Consider the following 24,925-nt stretch of genomic DNA (forward strand, 5'->3'; position numbering starts at 1 on the left):
GGCGGAACCACCCAGGCGATCGGGGTGTCGCTCTCTATTCTAAGGGGCGGATTACGCGCTCGGCGCCACGTCCGACGAAACCGGTCCCGTCGTATTACCCGGGCGGAACACAGAGGTGAGCAGGATGTCGGGGGGCACGACGCCTTCGAGCATGGCCGACACGGCGATGCCCGCCGCTCGTCCCTTCTCCGCCGCGGGCTGCACCATCGTGGTCAGCGTGAGGGGAGCGACGCCGTCGACCGAGACCCCGTCGAATCCGGTGACGCTGACGTCCTCGGGCACGCGGAGCCCGGCATCGTGCACGGCGCGGATGATGCCCGCGGCCAGCACATCGCTCTGCGCGAGGATCGCCGTCGGCCGCTCGCCCGGTGCTGTGAGGATGGCTCGGCCCGCCGAGTAGCCCTCGTCGATGAGACTCGCCCCCGCCGCGTAGACGCGGGCGTCCTCGAACACGTCGAGGGCGCCCTCAAGACGTTCGCGGGTGACGTCGACGGTGATCTGCGAGACCGACTGCGGGTCGAACCATCCCGTGCCGTGTCCGCCTCCGACGGGAAGGGCGACCACGACGACGCGACGGTGGCCGAGCTCTCGCACGTGCCGGCCGATGACGGCCTGCGCGTCGTGGTTGTCGAGGCGGATGCGGGGGATCCCCTCGCCGGCATCCCCCTCCACGACGACGACCGGAACACCGCGCCGCTGCAGCACCTCCAGGTCCGAGCGCAGTCGTGTGCTGCATCCGATCAGCACGAACGCGTCGGCCGGGGCCGCGGGCAGGGCGGCACCTCCCGACTCGTCGTCGCGGAGCAGCAGCAGACCGCTGCCGCGCTCGGCCACACCCTCGGCGAGCCCGTCGAGCATGATCGTGGTGACGGGATCGCGGAACGCGGCGCGCAGCCGATCGCCGATGACGACGCCGACGACGCCCGAGCGTCCGAGACGCAACGACGCCGCCCGCGGATCGGGCCCGGCGTAGCCGAGTTCGGCGGCGGCGGCGAGCACGCGTGAGCGGGTCGCCTCGGAGACCGCGGTCTTGCCGCTGAACACCACCGACGCGGTCGAGGCGGCGACCCCCGCCTGACGGGCGACGTCGGCGATGGTGGCACGGCGTGCGTTCATGGTCCCTCGATGCTAACCCCCCGCGCCGTCACACGGATCGAATCGATTCGGTAGGGTGTGCTCATGGAAACAGTGCTGCCCCGTTCCCAGGTCGTGCGGTGGCGCACCGCCGTCTTCGCCATCTTCCTCGCGAGCGGTCTGAGCATCGCCACCTGGGCCTCGCGCGTGCCCGCGATCAAGACGGCGCTGGGCATCGACAACATCCAGGTGGGCATGCTCCTGCTGGGCATGGGCGTCGCCTCCATCCTCGGCCTGACCGCGAGCTCCGCGATCCTCGCGCGCTTCGGTGCGCGCAAGGGCATGCTCGGGGCACTTCTCCTCGTCGTGCTCGGGCTCGTTCTCATCGGCGTCGGCACCGACTATCTGCACACCTACGGCGTCGTGCTCGCGGGTCTTGCCCTCTTCGGATTCGGCAACGGTTCGCTCGACGTGATGATGAACGTCGAGGGCGCGGCGATCGAGAAGCAGACCGGCAAGACGATCCTGCCGCTCTTCCACGCCTTCTTCAGCTTCGGGACCGTCATCGGCGCGGGGCTCGGCACGGCGGCCGCCGCCACCGCGTTCAGTGTGGTCGGACACACAGCGATCGTCGCCTGCGCGATCGCGGTCCTCGCCGTCGTCACCGCGTCGAGCGTGCCCGTTCGCGACGTCGCAATGGACGTCGACGCGGAGGATGCCCCGAAGGGATGGGGCGAACGCATCCGTCTCGCGCTGAGCGCCTGGAAGGAGCCCCGCACATACACACTGGGCGTCATCATCCTGGGAATGGCCTTCGCCGAGGGCGGTGCGAACGACTGGCTCTCCCTCGCCGTCGTCGACGACCACGGAGCCGACCCGGCGCTCGGACCCGCAGCGCTGACGGTGTTCTCGGTGGCGATGACCGTCGTGCGGGTGTTCGGCGGGCCGCTCGTCGACCGCTTCGGCCGCGTCGTCGTGCTGCGCTCGCTCGCCATCACGGCGGCCGTGGGACTCGTGCTGTTCATCTTCGCCCCGAACATGCCGCTCGTGTTCATCGGTGCGGCGCTGTGGGGGATGGGCGCATCCCTCGGCTTCCCGCTGGGCATGTCGGCCGCGGCCGACGACCCGCAGCACGCGGCGGCGCGAGTGAGTGCGGCGGCGACGATCGGTTACGTCGCGTTCCTGTGCGGTCCACCGATCCTCGGCTTCATCAGCGAGCACATCGGCCTGCTGAACACGTTGCTGATCATCGTCGTGCTGATCGTGGCGTCGGGCTTCTTCTCGGGCGCCGCCCGCCCGCTGGCCATCGCCTCCGACGAGAAGGCGCCGCGCGGTCACTGACTCGCAGCGAGTGCGCGGTCACCGGCTCGCACTGTCCCGAGCGATCGCTACGGCATGCGAACGGCTGCGCGCCGCCAGCTTCGTCAGCACGCTCGAGACATGCGTCTTGACCGTCGGCACGGAGATTCTCAGCAGCGACGCGATCTCGCCGTTGGAGCACCCTTCCGACAGGGCGGCGAGCACCTCGCGCTCGCGCGGCGTGAGCGCGTCGAGGGCCGCAGGGACGGGGGAGGGCTCTGCACGCGACATGCGACGCGCCAGAACACGGCGGGTGACCCGCGGGTCGAGCACCCCGTCGCCGCGGACGACGCTGTGCACCGCATCCACCAACGCCGCCGCCGAGACCGTCTTCAGCAGGAATCCGACGGCGCCGGCGTCGAGCGCCGCATCCACCAGCTCGTCCTCGTCGAAACTCGTCAGCACGAGTACCTCGCTCGTGTCGTCCTCCCGGATGCGGCGGGTCGCCTCGACGCCGTCCACCCCCGGCATCCGCAGGTCCATCAGCACGACATCCGGCCGCAGGGCGTGCGCGTTGCGCACCGCCACGGCGCCGTCGGCAGCCTCGCCGACCACCTCGATGCCGTGGGCGACGAGCATGATGCGCAGTCCCTCGCGGATGGCGGCGTGATCGTCCGCGAGGAGCACCCGTGGCGCGCTCACCCCGGCACCGCCGCGGGGATGCGGGCCTCGACGCGCCACCCGTCGCCACGGGGACCGGCCTCCAGCCACCCGCCCAGGGTCTTCGCCCGCTCGCGCAGCAGCTCGAGGCCCCAGCCGTTCCCCACGAGCCGAGCGGGTGGTGCGGAGGCTCCACGGGAGTCCACCCGCACCGCGACCTCCCCCGACTCCTTGACAAGACGGATGCGCACCTCGGCCCCGGGTGCGTGACGGACGCAGTTCGCCAGCGACTCCTGCACGATGCGGGCGACCGCCTGGTCCACGGGAGTGCTCAGATCGGTACCGAGTTCGTTCTCCAGCGACACCTCCAGCCCCGACCGGCGCGCGGACTGGGCGAGGTCCTCGATCGACGCGACCCCCGCCGGCGCCGCGATCTGCGCGCCGCCGTCGCGGAGCACCGCGATCATCGTGCGGAGTGTGTCGTGCGCCTCCCGCGACGAGTCGCGCACCGCTCGGAGCGCCGCCCGATCAGCATCCAGAGCCGGGGACGTAGACAGCGCCGCCTCGGATCGGATCGCCATCGCGGCGACGTGACCGGCGACGACGTCGTGCAGCTCGCGCGCCATGGCGTCGCGTTCGCCCTGCACCGCCGCATCCCGCTCGCGCTCTCCCTCGCGGCGCGCATCCTCCGCCTGCTGCCGATGCAGTGCGACGAGCTCCCGCGACTGCGCCACTGCGGTGCCGTACCAGTACCCCAACCCGGCCAGGGCGCCCAGCTGCAGAGCGACGAGCAAGGCGGCGCGCGCGTCGCCGGTGATCCACCCGGCCGCGATCGACATGACCGCGACGACCGACACCGTGCCCACGAGGATCGGGCGGCGGTGCTCGGTCTCGCGGGTGGCGACGTACAGCACGTCGACGGCGACGATCAGCGGCACGAGTCCGCCGAACACGAAGACGTCGACGGCCATCACCATCGTCGCCGCGATCAGCGCGAGGATCGGCCACCGCTCCCGCACGAGCACAATGGCCCCGGCGGCGAGGGCGGGGATCAGCGTCCACCACGGGGATGCGGCGGCGAACACGCTCGGCACGATGGCGCCGGACACGGTGAGTCCCAGCGCGCCGGCGGCGACGGCGATCAGCAGATAGATGAGCGCGTCGGCGGGCCCGCGGTGCCGGCGCACCCAGCCGCGCAGCCGGGAGATGTCTGCTTCGCCCATGCGTTCATGCAAGCACAGGCATGCGCCCGCGGCATCCGTCGAAGGATGGAGGCGCCGGGGAGGGACTGCGTCCTTCGCCCGATGTGCGAATCCCACCCTCGCCGAAGACTCGGAGCGTGGACCTCCTTCCCGGCGCCCCTCTGCCGCTCACCCTGTTCGTGCTCGCCCTCGTCGACGGATTGAGCGTCGGCACCCTCGTCATCCCCCTGCTGCTCATGATCGTCCCGGGCAAGGTGCGCGTCGGCCGCCACCTGCTCTACCTCTCGACCATCTCGCTCTTCTACCTCGCGGTCGGCGTGCTGTTCCTGCTCGGGCTCATGAACGTCATCGATGTGGTCGGCTACTTCTTCTCCTCGACTGCCGGGGCCGTCGTGCGTCTCGTCGTCGGCGCCGCGCTGCTGATCGCCGCCTTCGCGATCCCCGCGCACGAGAAGCGGATGCGGGAGCGTCCCGACGCCGGCCCCGGGCGCATCGTCCGGTGGCGCGACCGGCTGGTCGCCGACGGCGTGCCGGCGCGCACGGTCATCGCCGTGGCGATCGCGGCGGGGATCGTTGAGCTGGCGACGATGCTCCCGTACCTGATCGGCATGACCCTGCTGGCCGAGTCTTCGCTCGCGCTGCCGATGCAGGTGGGGGCCCTCGCCGCATACTGCCTCGTCATGATCCTGCCGGCGCTCGTGCTGCTGGGTCTACGGATCGTCGCAGCGCGCCTGATCGAGCGCCCCCTCGAGCGTCTCGCGGGATGGTTCGCGCGCACGGCCGGCGAGACCACCTCGTGGATCCTCGGCGTCATCGGCTTCCTGCTGGCCCGCGCGGCGGCGACCGAGCTCGGCCTGTTCGATCTGCTGTGAACGTCGAAGACGGCCTCGGCGGCAACTAGGCTCTTCGGGTGCGTCTCGTCATCGCCCGCTGCTCCGTGGACTACACCGGCCGCCTCAACGCCCACCTGCCCCTCGCGACTCGCCTCCTCGTCCACAAGGGCGACGGCAGCCTCCTCGTGCACTCCGACGGCGGCTCCTACAAGCCCCTCAACTGGATGAGCCCGCCGTGCTCGCTGGCGGTCGAGGAGCCCGACGAGGATGCGGCGAGCGCCGGCGTCATCGAGCAGTGGCGCGTCACGCACGCCAAGACCGGCGACGCGCTGCTCGTGCGTCTCTACGAGGTTCTCCACGACTCCAGCCACGAGCTCGGCGTCGACCCCGGTCTGCAGAAGGACGGCGTCGAGGCCGACCTGCAGCGCCTGCTCGCCGAGCAGGTCGGGGTCATCGGCGAACACCTCACGCTCGTGCGTCGGGAGTTCCCCACTGCGATCGGACCGGTGGATCTCATGCTGCGCGATCCGGATGCGGCCACCGTCGTCGCCCTGGAGGACGAGACCCCCCGTGCCCTGCACGTGGCCGTCGAGGTCAAGCGTCGAGCGGGGATCGACGCGGTCGAGCAGCTCACGCGCTATCTCGACCTGCTCAACCGCGACTCGCACCTGCGGCCCGTGCGCGGCGTGCTGGCGGCGCAAGCTTTCGCACCCCAGGCGCGCACCCTCGCCACCGACCGCGGCATCGATTGCGTCGTGCTCGATTACGAGGCCATGAAGGGCATCGACAGCGGCCTACCGACACTCTTCTGAGTGTGAGCGAACTCGCCTCGGCTTCACGGATAAAGTCGACGCAACGCTGTAAAGGTAGTAGACTACGAACGCAGACCCCCCCACACTCGTGGATAAGGGGGTCTTGCTGTTTCTAGATCCCCTGAGGCGAGCGACTGCGGTCTCGCTCAGATAGGTAGTCCGCGTACCATCGCCATGCGAACTCGTTGCCACTGGCAGGGTCCACGTTCGCGTTCGCGCTCCAGGCAACGAGATCAGCCATCTGAACCAACTGCGATGAACGCGAGTCGAGATGGATAGCGTCCTCGATCACTCGCCGGTCAGCGAGACGCAAGCTCCTGTGGGTGGATCTGTAAGACGTGTCGCTTCCGTCTCCATCCATGAAAACGATGGCGAGGGTGCCGGAATCCTCTAGTTCGCGTTCGAACCGCGCGACCAGCGCCGCGTACGCATCTCGCCGAGTCTTCGCGATCTCAGCCGGTGCGCCTCGTCTCCACACCGCGCCGACCGATAGGCCTTCCGTCGAACGCAGGGTCTCGAGACACTCGACAGCGACTTCGCGCCCGAAGTCTTTCCAGTACTGGACGCCGTCGTGGACGTGACGCTCCGGGACGGCCTTCGAAATTCTGCCTCGGCCGTTTACGTATTGGGTCGTGTGCAACTCCTCGGTCACCGCGATTCCATACTCACGCCAGAGGCGTTTGCGGGTGTCGAGCCACGACTTCAGCACCGAAGCCCAATGATCTGGAGAGAACTCCACCCATCCGTACACCACGAGTCCCGATGCTGGGTGTCCCGAGTCATCGATGTAGATCATTCGGTCGAGAGAGTTCGGCACACGCTCACGTTATTGTGAGACTGGCTAACGGGCCTGCAGAGGTAGCGGCGGGTAGCGGACGTATCGATCGCGTCGTGCTCGATTACGAGGCCATGAAGGGCATCGACAGCGGCCTGCCGACGCTGTTCTGAGCCCGCGCGGACCCCGCGGCGGCGATCGGCTGCCCGGCGCACGATAGCGTGGGACTCATGTCCGTCGGATCCCCGTTCTCCTGCGTCCTCTGGGACGTCGACGGCACGCTCGTCGACGCATCCGATGGGATTCTGCGCCGCCTGACGATCACGCTCGAGCACTTCGGACTTCCGGCGCCGACGCGCGCCGAGCTGGTGCACTGGATCGGACCTCCCCTGTACGAGTCCTTCCAGCACCACGCCGGGATGACGCCGGAGGGCGCCACGGATGCGGTGACCTTCTACCGCGCATTGGGCAAGGCGGACGGTTACACGACAGACGTCAAGCTGTACCCCGGCGTCAAGCAGATCGTCGACGATCTGGCCGCCGCGGGCGTTCCCCAGGGCACGGCGAGCTCCAAGCCCGAGAACCAGGTGCAGGCGCTCATGCTGCACTTCGACCTCGCGGAGCACATGACGGCCATCACGGGCGCGACGCCCGATGAGAAGACGCTTGCGACGAAGGCCGACATCGTCGCCGAGGCCCTCCGACGGATGCGGGCCGCCGGCGTCGACACCTCGCGCCCTGTGCTCATCGGCGATCGGCACCACGATGTGGACGGCGCGACGGCCAACGGCGTGCCCGTGATCTTCGTGCGGTGGGGTTTCAGCTGGCCGCACGAGGCCGAGGGCGCCCAGGCCGTCGTCGACAACGCGGACGAGCTCCACGCGCTGCTGCTGGTCGACTCCGACGCCTGAGCCCTCCGCGTCGCTATCGTGAGCGCATGACGACGGACGACGACGCCGGCCGACCACGACCCCGCACGGCGATGCGCATCGCTCGTCGCGTGCCCGCCACTCTCGTCCTGGTCGCCGCGCTGCTCGTCATCGGTGTCGTCACCGGCGCCCTCTGGCATCCCTTCCATCGGAACCCCGGCATGGAGCTGTGGGCCTATGGCTGGCCCGCCCTCGAGGCCGGCCGCTGGTGGACACCGTTCACCGGCACGTTCATCGTCGGACACCCCGGCCTCTACCTGTTCGCGGTGGCGAGCTTCGCGGGGATGGCCTACCTCGAGTTCCGACGCGGCACCCGCGTGGCGCTCGCTTACTTCGCGATCGGCCAACTGTTCGCGGTGCTGGCGGCGGCCCTTCTCGTCTGGGCGCTCTCGCTCACCGGCTGGCAGTGGGCACTCACGCAGGCGGGCGCACTGGATGTCGGCCCGTCGGGCGGCGCGTTCGCCGCCATCGCCGCCGCCGTGGGGCTGCTTCGAGCGCCGTGGCGGATGCGGATCTGGCTGCTCCTGCTCGGATACGTCTTCGTCACGATGCTGTTCTGGGGAAATCTCGACGACATCGAGCACCTGCTGGCGGTGGTCCTCGTGCTCTTCGTGGACCGCTCATTGCGCCCGCAGCGCACCACAGTGAGAGAGCAGCGACTCGTCGCCTTCCTCGGGCTCGCCATCCTCGCGGTCCTCGAGATCATCGTCTTCGTGGTCCCGACCAACGGGCCCTTCGGATCGACAACGCCCGGATCGGGATCGATCTGGGATGTGGTGGTCGACGTCGCGGTCGTCGCCCTCATCGCCGACGGGCTCCGGCGCGGTCGCCGGTGGGCCTGGGTCCTCGGGCTCGTGCTGACGGGCCTGAACCTTCTGTCCTTCGCTCTCCTCGTCGTCGTAATCGCTCTGGCGGGGTGGAGCGAAGCGGCCGACGTCCTCTCGGGAGATCCGTCGTTGTCGCTGGCGACCGGTGTGCTCTGGCTGCTCGTTCTCATCTACCTCGTCTGGGTGCGCGGCGCCTTCCGCGCCCGCAGGCGCACCCGCATCGGTCAGCCGCCCGCGCCGGATCAGGTGGCGCTTCGCCAACAGTTGCGCCGCTTCGGCGGCGGAACGCTGTCGTGGATGACGACCTGGGAGGGCAACCACTACGCCCGGGTGTCGGAGAGCATCGTCGCGTTCCAGAGTCGCGCTTCCGTCGCGCTCGTGCTGGCCGATCCCATCGGTCCGGAGGCCGACGCCGGTCCCGCCGTGTCGGCGTTCATCGACTCGGCGGAGCGTGCCGGCCTCATCCCCTGCTTCTTCAGCGCGAGCGAACGAACCCGTGACGCGGTGCCCGAGAGCTGGCGCAGCCTCGTGGTGGCCGACGACACGATCGTGGATCTTCCCGGGTTGGAGTTCACCGGCAAGGCGTGGAACGCCGTCCGCACCTCGTTCAACCGCGCCGGCCGCGAGGAGATGACGTTCCGACTCACGCGGCTCGCCGATGAGCCGTGGGGGATCCGCGCTCAACTGCGCGCGATCTCCGAGAGCTGGGTGGGCGACAAGGGCCTGCCGGAGATGAGCTTCACCCTCGGCACCCTCGTCGAGGCGGAGGATCCCGAGGTGCGGCTCGCACTCGCGATCTCGCCCGCGGGGGATGTCGACGGGTTCCTGTCGTGGCTGCCCGTCTACGCGCCGGGTGGCGCCATCCACGGATGGACGCTGGATCTCATGCGTCGACGCGAGGGCGGGTTCGGGCCTGTGATGGAGTTCCTCATCGGCTCGTCCGCCAAGGCCTTCTCCGGGGAGGGGGCGCAGATCATGTCTCTGTCGGGAGCGCCGCTCGCGCACGACTATCCACCGGATGCGGGGCTCATCGCCGAGTTGAGCGGCAAGCTCGCCGAGGCGCTGGAGCCCGTCTACGGCTTCCAGTCCCTGCATCGCTTCAAGGAGAAGTTCCACCCGCGGTACGAGACCATGTACCTGCTCTACCGCGACGAGAGCGACCTCACGCGCATCTCTCTCGCGCTCACGCGGGCGTTCCTGCCGACGGCGACGCTGCGTCAGTTCGCCGGCGCGGGTCTGGAACTCGTCCGCGGCACCTCCTGACGCGAACGCAAGAGGGACGGGATGCCGCGCATCCCGTCCCTCTTGTCGATTCGCGCCTCAGAGAGCGCGGATCTTCGCTGCCTGCAGACCCTTGGGGCCCTGCTCGACCTCGAACTCGACCCGCTGGTTCTCCTCGAGCGAGCGGTATCCGTTGCCGTCGATCGCGCTGAAGTGAGCGAAGACGTCCGCGCCCCCCTCATCGGGAGCGATGAACCCGAAGCCCTTCTCGGAGTTGAACCACTTGACCGTACCCGTCGTGCTCATGCCTTGCCTTCTTGTGCGTCCGGCACCCTCTGCGCCAGTGACCTCCCACCGTAGCGGCGCGGAGTGGTCAGTGGGGAAGAGTTGCAGATGGTGACGAAATCGTTGCACGCGCGACGCGGGCCGTTAACCATTCGACGCCCGGGCCGAGCAGAGCTCATAGGCCCGGGCGTCGACGGATCCCCCCGGATACGTCGCGCGGAGCGCGACAGCGATCACTCTACTGTGTCGCCGACGAATCGCCACAGATATTCCCCGGCGACAGGGCAAAACTCCGCGGTCGCTCGGAAGGCCGCGCCGTAGACTGGTCACGCCATGGCCGACCACCCGACATCGCGGCCGCCGCGCCGTCGCCGGATGCTCGGAGACGAGGTCTTCGAGATGCTCGGTCGCGCCATCCGCGACGGAAAGCTCGCCCCCGGACAGTCCCTGCGCGATGTCGAACTGGCCGAGCGCTTCGGCATCTCGCGCACACCGGTGCGCGAGGCGCTGCAACGGCTGGAGCGCATCGGTCTCGTGGAGATCTCGGCGAACAGGTTCACCCGCGTCACCGTGCCGACCGAGCGCCTCATCGCGGACACCCGCGCCTTCATCGTCGGTTTCACGGCGGAGGCCCTGCGCGCCGCGCTGCCCACCTGCTCGGACGAACAGCTGGGCATCCTCGTCACCGCATACGACCGCATGCTCGCGACTCCCCTCGGAACGGGCAGCCACACCGAGGCGTCGACCGCTTTCTTCCGGACGCTGTCGATGGCCACCGGCAACATCGTGCTCGGCCGTTTCATCCGCGAGACGTCGCTCACGCTTGAGCGGAATCTGCAGGGCTGGGCGTTCATCGACATCGCGTCCGACGCGGGACGCCGCGCCGGCGATGCTCTGCGCCGCGCCCTTCTCAGCCGCAACGCCGCGCGTGGCGACGCCATCCTGCGCGCATACCAGCGCGAACGCGGGGAATGAGAAAGGCCCCCTCCTGCTGGGGGGAGCGGAGGGGGCCGAGGAGCCCTTCGATTGGGGGAGGTGAAGGGCTCGTGCACCTAGAGTACCCCTGTCCCCCATATGGGGGACAAATCGATGTCATCGCATAAGCAACACTCAGGTTCTCCCGCGACGACCGTCACGCCCAGTCGAGCGCGGATCGCCTCTGCCAGTAGGTCTCCGGATCGATGGCGAACACCGGCATGTGCAGAGGATCGGCCGGATCACTGCGCTCCGCACCGCGACGCAGCTGGTCGTCGGTGGCGGCACCGCTGAGCACGATGTCGGCCCACTCCTGCCGACGGGCCACCGCGAACGCGTACTCGTCGCCCCTGAGGGATGCGGTGCGCGCCGCATCCCTCACGACCGTCGGCGCATGGGCGTCGCTGAGCCAGCCGTTGGCCAGCACCTCCTTCAGCACCACGGTCCAGCCCGCATCGTGCGCCCGCGCGAGCGCCGGTCCCGCCGAGGGCTCGAAGACGTTCCACGTGGATTGCACGACGGAGAAGAGGTCGCCGTGCTCGTTCCGCGCCCGGTCGACGACCTCCGCCTGGCGGGGTCCGCTCGTGGAGATCCCCACCCGCACCCCGGTGTCGCGGATCTCGCCGATCCGCTCCAGCAGTGCCACGTCGGCGAGCGCCGGTGATTCCGGGGTGACCGAGTGGATGAGATAGAAGTCCGGTGGCCCGCCCAGCGCCGCGAGTGTCTGGGGCCACTGCCGGTCGAGCATCGCGAGCGTGTGCTCCTTGCGCTCATGGAGCGCTGCGGCGGGGTCCCAGCCACCGACGTACTCGTAGCCCCACTTGGAGCCGATCGTCAGCGACGCTCGGCGATCGGGGTGCGCGGCGAGCCAGGTGCCGAGGAACTCCTCGGCACGGCCATAGGAGCGCGCCGCATCCAGATAGCGGATGCCGAGCGCCCACGCGGTGTCCAGGAGCGCGTGGACCCGGCGCTCCATCGCGGCGACGGAGCGCGCGGCGGGGGATCCGAGATCGTGTTCGCGATCGCTCGTGATGTAGGCGGGGCGTCCCACGGCCGCGAGACCGAAACCGAGTTCCGCCGTGTGCGCTGATTCCTGCATGTGCCCATCCTCCGCGTCGCTGCCCCCAGTATCGGATGCGGCGCGCGAGAGGTGGTGGGCGCCGCCACCCGAGCGGCGCCCACCGAGGCAGCGGGGGCGGTGTCGGCGATCCCGTCACGACCGCCCGACGCGGCATGATGACGAGCTCTCCCCCAGAGGGACACCGCCGCATCCGCGGCAACGGTTCCAGACAACCGGATCGGATGCGGGCCGTCATCATCCGTTCGGATGAATTGCCCTCGTCCCGCAGTCGGATCCCGTCGCCCCCGTCGCCACGCGAGCGAAGCGAGACGAAACGCCCCCGGAGACCCAGCGCACTGCCAGGTACCGTCGCTGCTGCGCGAAACGTGGGCAGTGTAGGAAGGAAGGGCAACGCACTCTCACGACATCAGGGGGACATCGTGGAGGACACCGGCTACATCCGTGCGCGCCTGAGCGCACCATCTCACGCGGGCGCTGCCTGGCGCGCCACGCTCCGATTCATCAACGGCGACGGCGACGCCGTCGCCCGCCGCGAGGTCGAACTTCGAGCGACCCGCGCCGAGGACGTGCCCGCCGCCCTGGTCGCAGCGATCGCCGCGCTCGTCGGCGACGAGATCGAGATGGCCGAAGGCCTCCCGCCGCTGACCGGCGACGTCGTCGAGCTCGAGGTCCCGCTGCGCTGCCGCCAGAGCGCATCCTGAGCACCGCCCGTCCAGCGCGGCAACCCGCGCGTTCGCGGCGAGGTCCACGCTCGATCGGCGACCCGGCGGTTCGAGGGACGAGAACCGCGCTCCTGCACCCCTTGCGGCAGCACGTGGCGTCCCTTGAACAGCGGGGCGACGCATCCATCGCGCCTTCGAGAGAGGTGAGATGCGCCGCAGAGCGACACGTCGGATCCCTCGAGCGCGGCGCCGAGGAGCACGAACGAGCCCGCAGAAACGCGAGAACCGGCCGGGATGAATCCCGACCGGTTCTGTCTGTGCGCGAGGGGGGAGTTGAACCCCCACGCCCTTTCGGGCACTGGCACCTGAAGCCAGCGCGTCTGCCTATTCCGCCACTCGCGCGAGTCGCTCATCGTGGATTCGCGAACTCAACCTGCCGATCGTATCACGCCCGATCGTGCCCCGAGAAGTCGGCGGCGCACCCCTCCTGCGGAAGTCCTGCATGGCCTGTTCAGCCCGTACAACTACGATGGTGCCACCCGTCCAGCCGCCTGAGGAGTCGCGTGGGACTACTTGACAGCTTCGAGAGAGGTCTCGAACGCGCCGTGAACGGCGCGTTCGCCAAGACCTTCCGCAGCGGTGTCCAGCCGGTCGACATCGCCTCCGCCCTGCGCAGCGAACTCGACACGAAGGCCGCCGTCGTCTCGCGCGAGCGCATCCTGGCGCCCAACACCCTCACGGTGCAGCTGGCGCCGGCAGACTTCGAGCGGATGCGGGCACTCGGCCCATCACTGACCGACGAGCTCGACGCGCTGGTGAACAAGCACGCCCGCGCGCAGGGCTACACCTTCGCCGGGGCCCTGTCGATCTCCCTGGCCAACAACACGAGCTTGTCGACCGGGCAGGTCCGCGTGGAGTCGTCGACCGCGGCGGGCCGGGTCGCGTGGAGCGCCGTGCTCGACATCGCCGGCAAGCGGCATCCGCTCACCGCCTCCCGCACCGTCATCGGCCGCGGGAGCGACGCCGACATCACGATCGCCGACTCGGGCACGAGCCGCAAGCACGTCGAGATCCTCTGGGACGGCGAGCGGGCGATGGTGCGCGACCTCGGATCGACCAACGGCACGAAGCTCAACGGCCGCAAGATCGACGAGGCGCCGCTGCCTCCCGACGCGACCGTCTCCATCGGACGCACCGACATCGTCTTCCGCATCGTCGCCCAGGCGACAGGGGGTCGTGCGGCACGCGTCGACGACGATGCGACGCGTGCCTTCTCGCTCGACGACATCGACCGCTGGGGGAAGGCCTGATGAACGAGCTCCCGCTTCTGCTGCTGCAGATCGGCTTCCTGCTGCTGCTGTGGTTCTTCGTCTTCGCGGTCGTGTATTCGCTGCGCGCCGACCTCTTCGGCGTACGCGTGCGCAAGATGCCCGAACAGGCCGCCGCCGCAGCCCCGGCACCCGCCGCGGCAGCCACCGCCCCGGTCGCTCCGAAGGCGTCGCCGCGCAAGTCCTCCAAAGGCCAGAAGGCGACGACGGATGCGGTCTCCCGCATCGTCATCACGAGCGGTCCGAAGGCGGGCCTCGAGCTTCCGCTGGGCACCGAGCCGCTGACGATCGGTCGATCGAGCGAGTCGGGTCTCGTCATCCGCGACGACTACACCTCGAGCCACCACGCCCGCCTCATGCTCTGGGGCGACCAGTGGATGATCCAGGATCTCGACTCCACCAACGGCACCTGGCACGACGGCGAGCGCGTCGCGAGCCCCGTCCCGGTGCTGGTCGGCGCCCCGATCAAGGTCGGCGCGACGACCTTCGAGCTCCAGGGCTGATCCGTCGAGATGGTCTTCCAGGGCTCGAGCGCCGCACTCTCGCACACCGGAAAGGTGCGCTCGAACAATCAGGACTCCGGGTACGCCGGCTCCAACCTGTTCGTCGTGGCGGACGGCATGGGCGGCCACGCCGGCGGTGACGTGGCCTCCAGCCTCGCGATCGCCCGCATCGCCCAGCTCGACCGCCCGTTCGCCTCGACGGTGGATGCCGAGCGCGCGCTGCAGCAGGCCGTGACCGACACCGCCGGCGACATCATCGACACGGTCCGCGTGCGTCCTGCCCTCGCCGGCATGGGTACGACGGTCAGCGCGCTGCTCATGGTCGACGACTACGCCGTCATCGCCCACATCGGCGACTCCCGCATCTATCTGTTCCGCGACGGCGCGATGACGCAGATCACGACGGACCACACGTTCGTCCAGCGCCTCGTCGACTCCGGCCGCATCACACCGGAAGAGGCGCGCTACCACCCCCGGCGCTCGGTGCTCATGCGGGTGCTCGGCGACATGGATCCCGATCCCGAGATCGACACGTTCATCATGCCGACGCGTCCGGGTGACCGGTGGCTGCTGTGCTCCGACGGCCTGTCCGGCGTCGTCGACGACGCCCATACGCAGAAGGCCCTCGCCGCGGGGCAGGCGCCCGCCCGCACCGCGGATCTGCTGCTGAAGCAGGCGTTGGATGCGGGTGCTCCCGACAACGTGACGGTCGTGATCGTCGACATCGGCGGCCACCACCCGGTCTTCTCGGGAACGCCCACCATCGTCGGCTCGGCGTCGAACCCCACCGGCGTCGTCGTACCCGCCGCTCGCCCCGGGCGCTCGTCGTGGCTGCACCCCGGACGGCAGGCCGCGAACGAACCCACCCACTTCGAGCCGGCCCCGGAGTTCCTCGAGGAGCTCATCCAGGAGGACCGCCGCCGCGCCCGCCGCCGCCGCATCGGTTGGCTCGTCGGGCTCCTGCTCGTGCTCGCCGCCCTCGCCGGCGCCGCCTTCGCGGGCTACAGCTGGACGCAGACGCGCTACTACGTGGGCGCCGACGACGACTCCGTCGTGATCTACCAGGGCGTGCAGCAGGGCATCGGACCGATCTCCCTCTCCAGCGTCTACGAAGACACCGACATCGCACTGGCGGATCTCAGCCCGTTCGACCGGCAGAGCGTGGAGTCCACCATCTCCGCCCGCTCGCTCGCGGACGCCCAATTGATCGTCGACCGACTCCGACAGGCAGAGGGGCAGTGATGACCGCCGAAGCCCCCACGACCGACACGTCCGTGATGCGGGCACTGCGCCGCATCCGGATGCCGCAGAAGCAGCGCAACCGCGAGCTCGGGCTGCTGCTGTTCGCCCTGGCGATCAACGGCGCCGCTGTCGCACTCGTGCAGCTGGGCGCGAAGGGCGCGATCGACCCGAGCTTCCTCTACTACTCCGGCGGGCTCGGCCTGCTCGCCCTCGCCCTGCACATCGTGCTGCGCTTCGTCGCGCACGACGCCGATCCGTTCGTGGTTCCGATCGCGACCGTGCTGACCGGACTCGGTCTCGCGATGATCTACCGCATCGATATCGAGATCGACAGCGAAGGGTGGGCCGCCGCGTCCACGCGTCAGATCGTGTGGGCGGCCATCGCGATCGCCGCGGCGATCGCCGTCGTGCTGTTCCTGCGGAACTACCGCGTGCTGTTCCGCTACACGTACGTCTCGGGCTTCATCGGCGTCGCGCTCCTGCTCCTCCCCTTCGTGCCGGGCCTCGGCACCAACCAGAACGCCGACGTCTGGGTCAGGCTCGGCTTCTTCTCGTTCCAGCCGGGTGAGCTGGCGAAGCTCGCGCTGGCCATCTTCTTCGCCGGCTACCTCGTGCGCACGCGCGAGAGCCTGACCTCCGTCGGCAAGAAGTTCCTCGGCATCACCTGGCCCCGCGCCCGCGACCTGGGCCCCATCCTGGTCGTCTGGCTCGTCTCGCTCGGCATCATCGTGCTCCAGCGCGACCTCGGCACGGGACTTCTGATCTTCGGGATGTTCGTCGCGATGCTCTACGTCGCGACCGGAAAGACCGGGTGGGTACTGCTCGGCGTGGGTCTCGCCGTCGCCGGCGCCGTCGCCGCATCCCAGGTGCTCACCTACGTCGGCTGGCGCTTCGCCAACTGGCTCGACGCGTTCAACCCGGACATCATCGACCGCACGGGCGGCAGCTACCAGCTCGTGCAGGGGATCTTCGGTCTTGCGCACGGCGGTCTGCTCGGCACGGGCCTCGGACAGGGTCGCCCCTCGATCACCCCGCTGGCGCAGAGCGACTACATCTTCCCGAGCCTGGGCGAGGAGATCGGGCTGATCGGCGTCTTCGCGATCCTCTGTCTCTACATGGTCTTCACCAGTCGCGGCCTCCGCGTCGGAGTGGCGGGCCAGGACGACTTCGGAAAACTGCTCGCGACCGGGCTCTCGTTCACGATCGCCCTGCAGGTGTTCATCATGGTCGGTGGTGTGACGCGCGTCATCCCGCTCACCGGCCTGACGACGCCGTTCCTCGCCGCCGGTGGCTCCTCCCTCGTGGCGAACTGGATCATCGTCGCGCTCATCCTGCGCATCTCGGATGCGGTGCGCAATCAGCCCCGGGTGGTGATCGGATGACCCGCGAAGTCCGCCGGCTCAGCTTCGTGATGCTGGCCATGTTCTTGGTGCTGTTCGGTTCGACCAGCGTCATCCAGGTGTTCCAGGCGTCGGCGCTGGCCGAGAACGGTGAGAACCGGCGCGCGCTGTACGACTCGTATGAGATCCAGCGCGGTTCGATCATCGCCAGCGGCGCGGCGATCGCCTCCTCCAGCCCCAGCGACGACGTCTACAGCTGGCAGCGCAGCTATACGGATGCCGACATGTGGTCGCCCGTGACCGGGTACATCAATGCGGCGCTGGGGTCGGCGACCGGCATCGAGCAGGCCATGAACCGCGAGCTCTCCGGCACCGGCGGCGGCCAGTTCTTCTCCCGCGTCGAGCAGATCTTCACCGGCCAGCCCCCGCAGGGCTCCAATGTCGTCCTCTCTCTCGATGCGAACGTCCAGAAGGCCGCGTACGACGCGCTCGGCGACCTGCAGGGTGCCGTGGTGGCCATCGAGCCGAAGACCGGCCGCATCCTGGCCATGGTCTCCAAGCCCGGCTACGACACCAACCTGCTCGCCTCGCACGACCTGAAGGCGGTGCAGGCGTCGTACGACGACCTCATCAACAACGCCTTGCAGCCGATGTCGAACCGCGCCATCTCCGGCAGGATGAACCCGCCCGGATCCACCTTCAAGCTGGTCGTCGCCTCCGCGGCCCTCGCCTCGGGCGACTGGACCCTCCAGTCGACACTGCCGAATGTCGCCAGCTACACGCTTCCGGGCACCTCGACCTCCATCAGCAACGCCGGCGGCGGCGCGTGCGGCCCGGGCGAGACGGTGACCGTCGCCGACGCGCTGCGGCTGAGCTGCAACATCCCGATGGCGGAGCTCGCTGTGCAACTCGGCGACGACGCGATCCGCGCCGAGGCGGAGAAGTACGGCTTCAACACCTCGTTCGCGACGCCCGTGGACTCCGCACCGTCGGTCTATCCCACCGCCGCGCTGAGCGACGACAAGACCGCCCTCACCGGGTTCGGCCAGGGCGATGTCCGGGCGACGCCCCTGCAGATGGCCATGGTCTCGGCCGGGATCGTGAACGGGGGAATGGTCATGAACCCCCAGATGGTCGACCAGGTCATCGGGCCGGATCTCTCGGTGCAGCAGAAGTTCGAGCCGACCGAGTTCGGTCGGGCGCTGGATGAGGATCTCGCGAACCAGCTGACCAGCGCCATGGTCGCCAATGTCAGTGACGGCGTGGCGTCGAATGCAAGAATAGACGGAGTCGACGTGGGCGGTAAGACGGGTACGGCGGAGAACGGCGGGACCAACCCGTACACGCTCTGGTTCACCGGATTCGCGCCCGCTGAAGACCCCGAGGTCGCGGTCGCAGTAGTCGTCGAGAACGGCGGCGGGCAAGGTCAGTCGGGCAGCGGTAACTCCATCGCAGCGCCCATTGCAAAGAAGGTCATGGAGGCGGTGCTGGGACGATGAGGCCGACACAGGGAGCGACGTTCGGTGGGCGTTACGAGCTGGATTCGCGCATCGCCATCGGCGGTATGGGCGAGGTCTGGGAAGCCACTGACCACGTCATCGGGCGCACGGTGGCGATCAAGATCCTCAAGGACGAGTACATGGGGGACCCCGGGTTCCTCGAGCGGTTCCGCGCGGAGGCGCGCCACGCCGCACTCGTGAACCACGAGGGGATCGCCAGCGTCTTCGACTACGGCGAGGAGAACGGATCCGCGTTCCTCGTCATGGAGCTCGTGCCCGGCGAGGCCCTCTCGACGATCCTCGAGCGCGAGGGGTCGCTGTCCACGGACAAGACGCTCGACATCGTGGCGCAGACCGCATCCGCCCTCCAGGCCGCGCACGCTGCCGGCCTCGTGCACCGGGACATCAAGCCGGGAAACCTGCTCATCACTCCCGACGGGCGTGTGAAGATCACCGACTTCGGGATCGCGCGCATCGCCGACCAGGTCCCGCTGACGGCGACCGGTCAGGTCATGGGCACGGTGCAATACCTCTCGCCCGAGCAGGCGTCGGGGCACCCCGCATCCCCCGCGACCGACATCTACTCGCTGGGCATCGTCGCGTACGAGTGCCTCGCGGGAAAGCGCCCCTTCACGGGCGAGTCGCAGGTCGCCATCGCGATGGCGCAGATCAACGAGCAGCCGCCGCCCCTGCCGCCCACCGTGGCGGTTCCCGTGCAGAACCTCGTCATGGCGATGATCGCCAAGAAGCCCGAAGAGCGTCCGGCATCCGCTGCGGCCGTCGCCCGCGCCGCCAGCGCGCTGCGCCGCGGCGACGTGACGGCTGCGACGGTTGCGGTGCCCGCCATCGGTGGCGCCGTGGGCGCGGACGACGCGACGCAGCTGCTCGGGGTCGGCGAGACGCAGGCGGCGACGCAGCTGCTGAGCGCCTCGACCGCTGCATCCCCTGTGGCCGAGCCGGCAACGCGCAAGCGCAGCCCCTGGACGTGGCCGCTCGTCGCGCTGATCGTGCTGCTGCTGATCGTGCTGGGCGGAACCCTCTGGGCCATCTTCGGCAACCAGAGTTCCGACCCGGGCCCGACCGGATCGAACACGCGCTCGACCGCGTCGAGCCCGTCGTCCACTCCCTCTCCGACCACATCGACGGTGGATGTCGCCTCGCTCGAGCTGGTGGGCAAGACGTGTGAAGAGGCGACGGGCGTCGCGCAGCAGGCCGGGCTCGAGGCTTCGTGCACCCCGGGCAACCCCGCCCCGAGCCCCGACCAGGTCGGACTGGTCTACAGCGTGAGCCCGACCGGCAACGCACCCGAGGGTTCGCAGCTCACCCTGACCGTCTACGCGGACCAGACTCCGATCGGTGCGCCGACCGAGCCCCGCATCGAGGTCAACGGCTCGAAGGCCTCCACCGTGACCGCCGGCTCCACCGTGCAGATCAACTGGGACGGCTTCACCTGCCCGTCGGGCACGGGGTCTGTGGTCAGCTACAACTTCACCGCGGTCAACGGCATCTTCACCTCGACGGGTCAGTCCACGGCCGCCGCAGGTCCGAACCAGCGTCCGATCCCCCTCGAGGTCGGGACGAACACGGGACAGGCGCTCATCGTGAGCTACACGGTGACCTGCTCCGGCTCGGGCGACGGCACGACCCGCAACTCGGAGACGTCGCCGCAGGCCCAGGCCAACGTGCAGTCTTCGTCGCCGTCCCCGACACCCACCAACCCCCTCCTGGGCGGGAACTGAGCGCAAGCCGCCGACTCGCCCCGGATTCTGCCAGGGCGGGTCGGTTAGGCTTTCATCTGTTGCACCCAGGGAGTCGCCGTGTCAGATGATCCACGCGTACTCGCCGGCCGCTACCGCATCGATGAGCTCATCGGTCGCGGCGGCATGGCGAGTGTGTACCGAGGCTACGACCTGACCCTCGACCGCGAGGTCGCTCTCAAGGTGCTCCGCCGCGAACTCGCTGACGACGCCGCCTTCCGTACGCGTTTCCGGCTGGAGGCACAGGCCGCCTCCCGGATGTCGCACCCGACGATCGTGCGGGTGTTCGATGCCGGCGAAGACACCGAGACGACTCCCGACGGCGTCGTGCACCCCGTGCCGTTCATCGTCATGGAGCTCGTCAACGGGGATCTGCTGAAGGACATCATCGCCGGTGGCGACGTGCCCGTGACCGATGCGGTGCGCTACGTCGACGGCATCCTCGAGGCGCTCGAGTACTCCCACCGCGCCGGCGTGGTGCACCGCGACATCAAGCCGGGCAACGTCATGGTCACCGCCGCGGGCCAGGTCAAGGTGATGGACTTCGGGATCGCGCGCGCGGTCTCGGACTCCTCCTCGACGGTCGCCGAGACGACCGCCATCATCGGCACGGCCGCGTACTTCTCCCCCGAGCAGGCCAAGGGCGAGCCGGTGGACGCGCGCGCCGACCTCTACTCGACCGGTGTCGTTCTCTACGAGCTGCTCACCGGTCGGCCTCCCTTCCGGGGCGAGACTCCGGTCGCCGTCGCCTACCAGCACGTCAGCGAGACTCCGGTTCCGCCCAGCGAGCACACAGAGAGCATCCCCCGCGGGCTCGATGCCCTCGTGATGCGGGCGCTCGCGAAGGATCCCTTCCAGAGGTTCCAGGATGCGGCCTCGTTCCGCTCCGCCCTGTCCGCAGCCGTGGGCGGAAAGGCACCCAGCAAGCGTCAGCTCGGGGCACTCACGAGCGAGCTGTACGGCGCGAATCCGCGTCAGGCGGCCGAGACCGCGCGATCCCTGCGACAGCTGTCGACCGACACGACGATGCGTCGCACCCAGGCGGGGCCGCCGGTCGCGTGGATCTGGTCCGGCGTCGCCGTGCTCGCCGTGCTGCTGGTCTCGGTGCTGTTCTGGGTCGTCACCATCCGCCCCGGCGACGCCGTACCCGAGAGCGCGCGCATCGTGCCGGATCTGACGACGATGACGTACGACCAGGCGGTCGACGTCCTCGAGGAGAACGATCTGCTCTCGGACCGCGTCCCCGTCGCAGACGATCAGGTCGCCGAAGGCAGCGTCGTGCGCAGTGAACCTGCCGCCGGCGACTCGGTGCAGGTCGGTCAGACCATCAAGCTCTACGTCTCGACGGGTAAGGAGAGCGTCGCCGCGCCGACGATCGTCGGTCTCAACGAGACCGATGCACGCCATGCGCTGACGACGGCGGGCCTCGCCGTGGGCACCATCACACCGGTCAACGATGCCAAGGCACCCGCCGGCGAGGTGCTCAGCGCGAGCACCTCGGCGGGCGACGTGACCGCGGGCAGCGAGATCCCGGTCGGAACGACCGTGAACCTGCGCGTCGCGAGTGGCCGCGTCGTCCTGAACGACGTGACCGGCTACACGATCGAGGCCGCGACACGCGACCTCGAGGCGCTGGGCCTGACCGTCGTGCCCAGCGCCGATCCCGGCTGCAAGGCGACGGGGACGACCCCGACCGTCCGGGTGATGTCGCTCGCGCCGGGTGAAGTGCCGATCCGCTCCGAGATCACCCTCACCTACTGCGCGGGCTGAGCGCTCGCTCCCCGATGGGGCGTGAGGGTCAGCGCGCGCTCTGGAGCGTCCTTCGCGCCGAGTGAGGCCAGCCAGGTGGCCAGCATCCGATAGCCGTACTCGGTCAGGACGCTCTCGGGATGGAACTGGACCCCGCTCAGCGGCAGCCGGCGGTGCTCGAGCGCCATGACCGTTCCCTCGGGCGTGCGGGCGGTGACACGCAGCACGTCGGGAATCGTCTCCGCCGCCACGGCGAGCGAGTGATACCGGGCGGCGGAGAAGGGAGAGGGAAGTCCCCGGAGAATGCCGCTCCCGTCGTGGATGATCGGCGACGTCATCCCGTGCATGAGCTCGGGCGCCTGCGCCACGCGGGCACCGAAGGCCACCGCCAGCGCCTGGTGTCCGAGACAAACTCCCAGAAGCGGGGTGCGTGACTCGGCGGCCGCCGCCACCACGGCGAGCGACGATCCGGCACCTTCGGGCGCACCGGGGCCGGGTGAGACGAGGACTCCGTCGAATCCCGCGAGAGCCGCCGGTGCCGCATCCGCGTCGATCTCGTCCGACTCGCGCATCACGGTGTCGGCCCCGAGCTCACGCAGGTAGCCCACGAGCGTGTGGACGAAACTGTCGTGGTTGTCGACGACCAGCACGCGTGCTGCGGTCACTGAACGGTCGACTCCTGCGGGTCGACGATCGACGAGATCCACGGGAAGACGTACCAGAACAGTCCGTAGAGGACGGCCGCTGCAACGACGAGCACGATGAGCAGTCGCACCCACCAAGGGCCGGGAAGGATGCGCCAGAACGCCGCGTACATCAGGTCACCGCCTCGCTCAGGGATGCCGGCGGGCCCTCGGCTCCCGGCGTGAAGGACTCGAACACGGCGTAGGCGACGAGACGCTCCGAGAACCCGTAGCGCGGGCTGCAGGTCGTCATGGTCAGATAGCGTCCGTTGGCCTCGATGCCCTGTTCGCGCGGGACGGGAAGCAGCACGTCGACCGAGTCCGGGGTCACGTATTCCATGCTCCGGTAGCGGTAGGTGTACCAGCCGTCCTGCGTCTGGATCACGATGGCATCCCCGACATGGAGGTCGGGCAGATTCATGAAGGGTGCACCGTGGCTGCCGCGGTGCGCGGCGACGGCGAAGTTACCGACAGCGCCCGGCATCTGCGTGCTGGAGTAGTGGCCGATGGCTCCGAGGTCCAAGCTCTCCGAGCGACCGACGCCGCCCGCGATCTGCACGGCGTAGTCGGGACCGAAGCGCGGGATGTGCATGATGCCGAAGACCTCGCCGCTCCCGGCATCCGGGCGCACGACCGGCTCTGCGGTGCCCACCGTCGGCGCTTCCGCCTCGGGGGTGCTCGACGCGCTCGTCGAAGGAGAGGGTGACGACGAACCGTAGTCCTGCGCCCACTGCTCAGCGATCGCCTGGCCCGCGGCATTGTTCTGCTGGCCCTGGATCCAGTCACCGATCCACAGCTGCCAACCGACGTACAAGAAGGCGAGCACACCGACGGTGATGAAGATCTCTCCGATGACCCCGAGCGCGCTGATGCGCCTGCGCGGGCGCGTGGCGGCGCTCCGGCGCGAACGCCGCGTCGCGGCGGGCGGGGTGTCGGTCACAAGGGGAGTCTAACCGTCGCAGGTGACGCAAAAGCCTGACCCCTAGAATGTGCACATGGCACGCTCCGACAACGACGAGGACCTCACCCCCGCTGGCGCCGGTGAGCCCGCTCCCAACCCCGTGTGGTTCAAGCCCATCATGATCGGTCTCATGCTCGTGGGACTCGTGTGGGTTCTGGTGTTCTACCTCAGCGGAATGCAGTTCCCCATTCCGGGCATCGAGGCATGGAACCTCGTGATCGGTTTCGGAATCGCCTTCGTCGGCTTCCTCATGACCACTCGGTGGCGCTGACGGCTCGAAGCCGAAGAATTACATCCGTGTGATTCATCCCCACGTGTGGATGAACCTGTGGATAACTCTCCCGCTCGTCACCAGATCGCAGGCGCCAGAGCGAGTAGCCCGATGAGAACGACCGACCATCCGGTCAACAGGGCGATCTGCAGCGCGCGCCGTCGACGCTCGCGCGTCATGACGTAGATCAGGCCGACGACGGCGCCGGCAACGAGGCCACCGACGTGCGCCTGCCAGGAGATGTTGAAGTCAGGCACGAATCCGATCACCAGGTTGATCGCCAGCACGATGATGATGCCGGTGATGTCGTTGCCCAGTCGGCGCGCGATGACCATGAGAGCACCGAAGAGTCCGAAGATCGCCCCCGATGCCCCCACCACGAAGGAGTCGCGGGCGATGAGGTCGACGAGGACGGAACCGCCCAGCGCGCTGATCACGTAGAGGGTGAGGAAGCGGGCGCTACCGAGCACGGGCTCGAGGATGCGTCCGATCATCCACAAGGTCAGCATGTTCAGGCCGACGTGCCAGAAGCCGGAGTGCACGAGGCTGGCTGTGAGCAGTCGCCACGGCTGGAACTCGCCCGTGAACTGGGGATAGAGGTACCCGGCGCTGAAGCCGAGCCACTGGGTGAGGGGGAGTCCGAACGAGAGGACGAACACCGCGGCGCAGAGGGCGATGATCGTGTACGTCACGATCGGCCGACCGCCGCCCGCGGCGAGCGCCACAGGCGCCGACCGGCCCCACCGACGCTGCGCCTTCTTCTGTGCGGGCGTCGCGGCACGTCGCTGCTCGGCCATGCACTCCGGACAGATCACCCCGACCGGTGCCTGCGTCTGACACTCGGGACAGATGGTTCGCAGGCACCGCTGGCAGAGCACGAAGCTCTGACGGTCGGGATGCCGGTAGCAGAAGTTCTCGCGGTTGTTCGCGAAGCTCTCGCTCGTCACGGGATGCGGG

At 69.1% G+C, this 24,925-nt stretch carries 25 protein-coding genes and 1 tRNA gene; 15 read left to right on the plus strand and 11 right to left on the minus strand.

Annotated elements, in window-relative coordinates:
• Window positions 1–51 precede the first annotated feature (51 nt).
• Window positions 52–1,116, minus strand: a complete 1,065-nt coding sequence (locus tag AC1VNH_RS10590; protein WP_483111320.1) for a LacI family DNA-binding transcriptional regulator — start codon at window positions 1,114–1,116, stop codon at window positions 52–54.
• A gap of 63 nt (window positions 1,117–1,179) precedes the next feature.
• On the opposite strand from AC1VNH_RS10590, the gene AC1VNH_RS10595 reads away from it, so the two are divergent.
• Window positions 1,180–2,415 carry an MFS transporter gene (locus AC1VNH_RS10595; protein WP_483111321.1) on the plus strand — a complete coding sequence of 412 codons (1,236 nt, stop codon included), beginning with the start codon at window positions 1,180–1,182 and terminating at the stop codon, window positions 2,413–2,415.
• Window positions 2,416–2,433: 18 nt separating this feature from the next.
• Here AC1VNH_RS10595 and AC1VNH_RS10600 read toward each other — a convergent pair whose 3' ends face one another.
• Window positions 2,434–3,075, minus strand: coding sequence for a response regulator (locus AC1VNH_RS10600; RefSeq protein ID WP_483111322.1), 642 nt, complete (start codon window positions 3,073–3,075; stop codon window positions 2,434–2,436).
• On the minus strand, window positions 3,072–4,256 hold the full coding sequence (locus AC1VNH_RS10605) for a sensor histidine kinase (RefSeq protein ID WP_483111323.1): 1,185 nt from the start codon (window positions 4,254–4,256) through the stop codon (window positions 3,072–3,074). Before AC1VNH_RS10605 ends, AC1VNH_RS10600 begins: the two co-directional genes overlap by 4 nt.
• Window positions 4,257–4,372: 116 nt before the next feature.
• Between AC1VNH_RS10605 and AC1VNH_RS10610 the strand changes: the two genes are divergently transcribed.
• Together AC1VNH_RS10610 and nucS are read left to right on the plus strand one after the other, a co-directional pair.
• Window positions 4,373–5,107 (plus strand): GAP family protein, encoded by a 735-nt coding sequence (locus AC1VNH_RS10610; protein WP_483111324.1) that lies wholly within the window; start codon window positions 4,373–4,375, stop codon window positions 5,105–5,107.
• A gap of 38 nt (window positions 5,108–5,145) precedes the next feature.
• Window positions 5,146–5,880, plus strand: a complete 735-nt coding sequence (nucS, locus tag AC1VNH_RS10615; protein WP_344226809.1) for an endonuclease NucS — start codon at window positions 5,146–5,148, stop codon at window positions 5,878–5,880.
• 112 nt (window positions 5,881–5,992) lie between these two features.
• Here nucS and AC1VNH_RS10620 read toward each other — a convergent pair whose 3' ends face one another.
• Window positions 5,993–6,676 (minus strand): DUF3800 domain-containing protein, encoded by a 684-nt coding sequence (locus AC1VNH_RS10620; protein WP_483111326.1) that lies wholly within the window; start codon window positions 6,674–6,676, stop codon window positions 5,993–5,995.
• A gap of 209 nt (window positions 6,677–6,885) precedes the next feature.
• Here AC1VNH_RS10620 and AC1VNH_RS10625 point away from each other — a divergent pair, with 209 nt between their 5' ends.
• Both AC1VNH_RS10625 and AC1VNH_RS10630 read left to right on the plus strand, forming a co-directional pair.
• A complete protein-coding gene (locus tag AC1VNH_RS10625; protein WP_274286740.1) occupies window positions 6,886–7,566 on the plus strand; it encodes an HAD hydrolase-like protein in 681 nt (226 codons plus the stop codon).
• A gap of 26 nt (window positions 7,567–7,592) precedes the next feature.
• Window positions 7,593–9,674 carry a bifunctional lysylphosphatidylglycerol flippase/synthetase MprF gene (locus tag AC1VNH_RS10630; protein ID WP_483111328.1) on the plus strand — a complete coding sequence of 694 codons (2,082 nt, stop codon included), beginning with the start codon at window positions 7,593–7,595 and terminating at the stop codon, window positions 9,672–9,674.
• A 57-nt stretch (window positions 9,675–9,731) separates the two neighbouring features.
• Here the strand turns inward: AC1VNH_RS10630 and AC1VNH_RS10635 are convergent, their stop codons facing one another.
• The gene (locus AC1VNH_RS10635; RefSeq protein WP_137418469.1) at window positions 9,732–9,938 is read right to left on the minus strand and encodes a cold-shock protein; all 207 of its coding nucleotides are present in this window, start codon (window positions 9,936–9,938) and stop codon (window positions 9,732–9,734) included.
• A 312-nt stretch (window positions 9,939–10,250) separates the two neighbouring features.
• Here AC1VNH_RS10635 and AC1VNH_RS10640 point away from each other — a divergent pair, with 312 nt between their 5' ends.
• Window positions 10,251–10,892 carry a GntR family transcriptional regulator gene (locus tag AC1VNH_RS10640; protein ID WP_483111330.1) on the plus strand — a complete coding sequence of 214 codons (642 nt, stop codon included), beginning with the start codon at window positions 10,251–10,253 and terminating at the stop codon, window positions 10,890–10,892.
• A 157-nt stretch (window positions 10,893–11,049) separates the two neighbouring features.
• Here AC1VNH_RS10640 and AC1VNH_RS10645 read toward each other — a convergent pair whose 3' ends face one another.
• On the minus strand, window positions 11,050–11,991 hold the full coding sequence (locus AC1VNH_RS10645; protein ID WP_483111332.1) for an aldo/keto reductase: 942 nt from the start codon (window positions 11,989–11,991) through the stop codon (window positions 11,050–11,052).
• Between the two features lie 401 nt (window positions 11,992–12,392).
• On the opposite strand from AC1VNH_RS10645, the gene AC1VNH_RS10650 reads away from it, so the two are divergent.
• A complete protein-coding gene (locus tag AC1VNH_RS10650) occupies window positions 12,393–12,674 on the plus strand; it encodes a hypothetical protein (RefSeq protein WP_483111333.1) in 282 nt (93 codons plus the stop codon).
• Window positions 12,675–12,953: 279 nt separating this feature from the next.
• Here AC1VNH_RS10650 and AC1VNH_RS10655 read toward each other — a convergent pair.
• A tRNA-Leu gene (locus AC1VNH_RS10655) sits at window positions 12,954–13,037 on the minus strand.
• Between the two features lie 161 nt (window positions 13,038–13,198).
• Between AC1VNH_RS10655 and AC1VNH_RS10660 the strand changes: the two genes are divergently transcribed.
• The 7 genes from AC1VNH_RS10660 to pknB all read left to right on the plus strand — a co-directional run bounded on the left by AC1VNH_RS10660 (window position 13,199) and on the right by pknB (window position 22,074).
• Window positions 13,199–13,945 carry an FhaA domain-containing protein gene (locus tag AC1VNH_RS10660; protein WP_483111335.1) on the plus strand — a complete coding sequence of 249 codons (747 nt, stop codon included), beginning with the start codon at window positions 13,199–13,201 and terminating at the stop codon, window positions 13,943–13,945.
• Complete coding sequence (locus AC1VNH_RS10665) at window positions 13,945–14,466, plus strand: FHA domain-containing protein FhaB/FipA (RefSeq protein WP_274286754.1); 522 nt, start codon at window positions 13,945–13,947, stop codon at window positions 14,464–14,466. Before AC1VNH_RS10660 ends, AC1VNH_RS10665 begins: the two co-directional genes overlap by 1 nt.
• A gap of 9 nt (window positions 14,467–14,475) precedes the next feature.
• A complete protein-coding gene (locus tag AC1VNH_RS10670; RefSeq protein ID WP_483111337.1) occupies window positions 14,476–15,708 on the plus strand; it encodes a PP2C family protein-serine/threonine phosphatase in 1,233 nt (410 codons plus the stop codon).
• Entirely contained in the window at window positions 15,708–17,090 is a 1,383-nt protein-coding gene (locus AC1VNH_RS10675; protein WP_483111338.1) for an FtsW/RodA/SpoVE family cell cycle protein, read from the plus strand. Before AC1VNH_RS10670 ends, AC1VNH_RS10675 begins: the two co-directional genes overlap by 1 nt.
• Entirely contained in the window at window positions 17,087–18,547 is a 1,461-nt protein-coding gene (locus AC1VNH_RS10680) for a peptidoglycan D,D-transpeptidase FtsI family protein (protein WP_243226262.1), read from the plus strand. The genes AC1VNH_RS10675 and AC1VNH_RS10680 overlap by 4 nt, the downstream gene beginning before the upstream one ends.
• Window positions 18,544–20,286: a serine/threonine-protein kinase gene (locus AC1VNH_RS10685; protein ID WP_483111339.1), complete on the plus strand. Its 1,743-nt coding sequence runs from the start codon at window positions 18,544–18,546 to the stop codon at window positions 20,284–20,286. The genes AC1VNH_RS10680 and AC1VNH_RS10685 overlap by 4 nt, the downstream gene beginning before the upstream one ends.
• A gap of 78 nt (window positions 20,287–20,364) precedes the next feature.
• A complete protein-coding gene (pknB, locus tag AC1VNH_RS10690; protein ID WP_483111340.1) occupies window positions 20,365–22,074 on the plus strand; it encodes a Stk1 family PASTA domain-containing Ser/Thr kinase in 1,710 nt (569 codons plus the stop codon).
• On the opposite strand, the gene AC1VNH_RS10695 is transcribed toward pknB, so the two are convergent.
• Genes AC1VNH_RS10695 through AC1VNH_RS10705 form a run of 3 tightly spaced genes read right to left on the minus strand, consistent with a single transcriptional unit; the run spans window position 22,059 to window position 23,676 of the window.
• A complete protein-coding gene (locus AC1VNH_RS10695; protein ID WP_483111341.1) occupies window positions 22,059–22,718 on the minus strand; it encodes an anthranilate synthase component II in 660 nt (219 codons plus the stop codon). The genes pknB and AC1VNH_RS10695 overlap by 16 nt on opposite strands.
• A complete protein-coding gene (locus AC1VNH_RS10700) occupies window positions 22,715–22,870 on the minus strand; it encodes a hypothetical protein (RefSeq protein ID WP_274286761.1) in 156 nt (51 codons plus the stop codon). Before AC1VNH_RS10700 ends, AC1VNH_RS10695 begins: the two co-directional genes overlap by 4 nt.
• Window positions 22,870–23,676 carry a class E sortase gene (locus AC1VNH_RS10705; RefSeq protein WP_483111342.1) on the minus strand — a complete coding sequence of 269 codons (807 nt, stop codon included), beginning with the start codon at window positions 23,674–23,676 and terminating at the stop codon, window positions 22,870–22,872. Before AC1VNH_RS10705 ends, AC1VNH_RS10700 begins: the two co-directional genes overlap by 1 nt.
• Window positions 23,677–23,731: 55 nt before the next feature.
• On the opposite strand from AC1VNH_RS10705, the gene AC1VNH_RS10710 reads away from it, so the two are divergent.
• Entirely contained in the window at window positions 23,732–23,968 is a 237-nt protein-coding gene (locus AC1VNH_RS10710; RefSeq protein WP_137418491.1) for a cell division protein CrgA, read from the plus strand.
• Between the two features lie 77 nt (window positions 23,969–24,045).
• Here the strand turns inward: AC1VNH_RS10710 and AC1VNH_RS10715 are convergent, their stop codons facing one another.
• The gene (locus AC1VNH_RS10715) at window positions 24,046–24,915 is read right to left on the minus strand and encodes a rhomboid family intramembrane serine protease (protein WP_483111343.1); all 870 of its coding nucleotides are present in this window, start codon (window positions 24,913–24,915) and stop codon (window positions 24,046–24,048) included.
• Window positions 24,916–24,925 lie beyond the last annotated feature (10 nt).

It is taken from the genome of Microbacterium sp. KU4F (genome assembly GCF_056868075.1).

What these genes read in the sequence shown, in the direction of transcription:
- AC1VNH_RS10590 (WP_483111320.1), bottom strand. Translation starts at nt 1,116, where the DNA reads ATGAACGCACGCCGTGCCACCATCGCCGACGTCGCCCGTCAGGCGGGG.
- AC1VNH_RS10595 (WP_483111321.1), top strand. Translation starts at nt 1,180, where the DNA reads ATGGAAACAGTGCTGCCCCGTTCCCAGGTCGTGCGGTGGCGCACCGCC.
- AC1VNH_RS10605 (WP_483111323.1), bottom strand. Translation starts at nt 4,256, where the DNA reads ATGGGCGAAGCAGACATCTCCCGGCTGCGCGGCTGGGTGCGCCGGCAC.
- AC1VNH_RS10620 (WP_483111326.1), bottom strand. Translation starts at nt 6,676, where the DNA reads ATGATCTACATCGATGACTCGGGACACCCAGCATCGGGACTCGTGGTG.
- AC1VNH_RS10625 (WP_274286740.1), top strand. Translation starts at nt 6,886, where the DNA reads ATGTCCGTCGGATCCCCGTTCTCCTGCGTCCTCTGGGACGTCGACGGC.
- AC1VNH_RS10630 (WP_483111328.1), top strand. Translation starts at nt 7,593, where the DNA reads ATGACGACGGACGACGACGCCGGCCGACCACGACCCCGCACGGCGATG.
- AC1VNH_RS10635 (WP_137418469.1), bottom strand. Translation starts at nt 9,938, where the DNA reads ATGAGCACGACGGGTACGGTCAAGTGGTTCAACTCCGAGAAGGGCTTC.
- AC1VNH_RS10640 (WP_483111330.1), top strand. Translation starts at nt 10,251, where the DNA reads ATGGCCGACCACCCGACATCGCGGCCGCCGCGCCGTCGCCGGATGCTC.
- AC1VNH_RS10645 (WP_483111332.1), bottom strand. Translation starts at nt 11,991, where the DNA reads ATGCAGGAATCAGCGCACACGGCGGAACTCGGTTTCGGTCTCGCGGCC.
- AC1VNH_RS10665 (WP_274286754.1), top strand. Translation starts at nt 13,945, where the DNA reads ATGAACGAGCTCCCGCTTCTGCTGCTGCAGATCGGCTTCCTGCTGCTG.
- AC1VNH_RS10670 (WP_483111337.1), top strand. Translation starts at nt 14,476, where the DNA reads ATGGTCTTCCAGGGCTCGAGCGCCGCACTCTCGCACACCGGAAAGGTG.
- AC1VNH_RS10675 (WP_483111338.1), top strand. Translation starts at nt 15,708, where the DNA reads ATGACCGCCGAAGCCCCCACGACCGACACGTCCGTGATGCGGGCACTG.
- AC1VNH_RS10680 (WP_243226262.1), top strand. Translation starts at nt 17,087, where the DNA reads ATGACCCGCGAAGTCCGCCGGCTCAGCTTCGTGATGCTGGCCATGTTC.
- AC1VNH_RS10685 (WP_483111339.1), top strand. Translation starts at nt 18,544, where the DNA reads ATGAGGCCGACACAGGGAGCGACGTTCGGTGGGCGTTACGAGCTGGAT.
- AC1VNH_RS10700 (WP_274286761.1), bottom strand. Translation starts at nt 22,870, where the DNA reads ATGTACGCGGCGTTCTGGCGCATCCTTCCCGGCCCTTGGTGGGTGCGA.
- AC1VNH_RS10710 (WP_137418491.1), top strand. Translation starts at nt 23,732, where the DNA reads ATGGCACGCTCCGACAACGACGAGGACCTCACCCCCGCTGGCGCCGGT.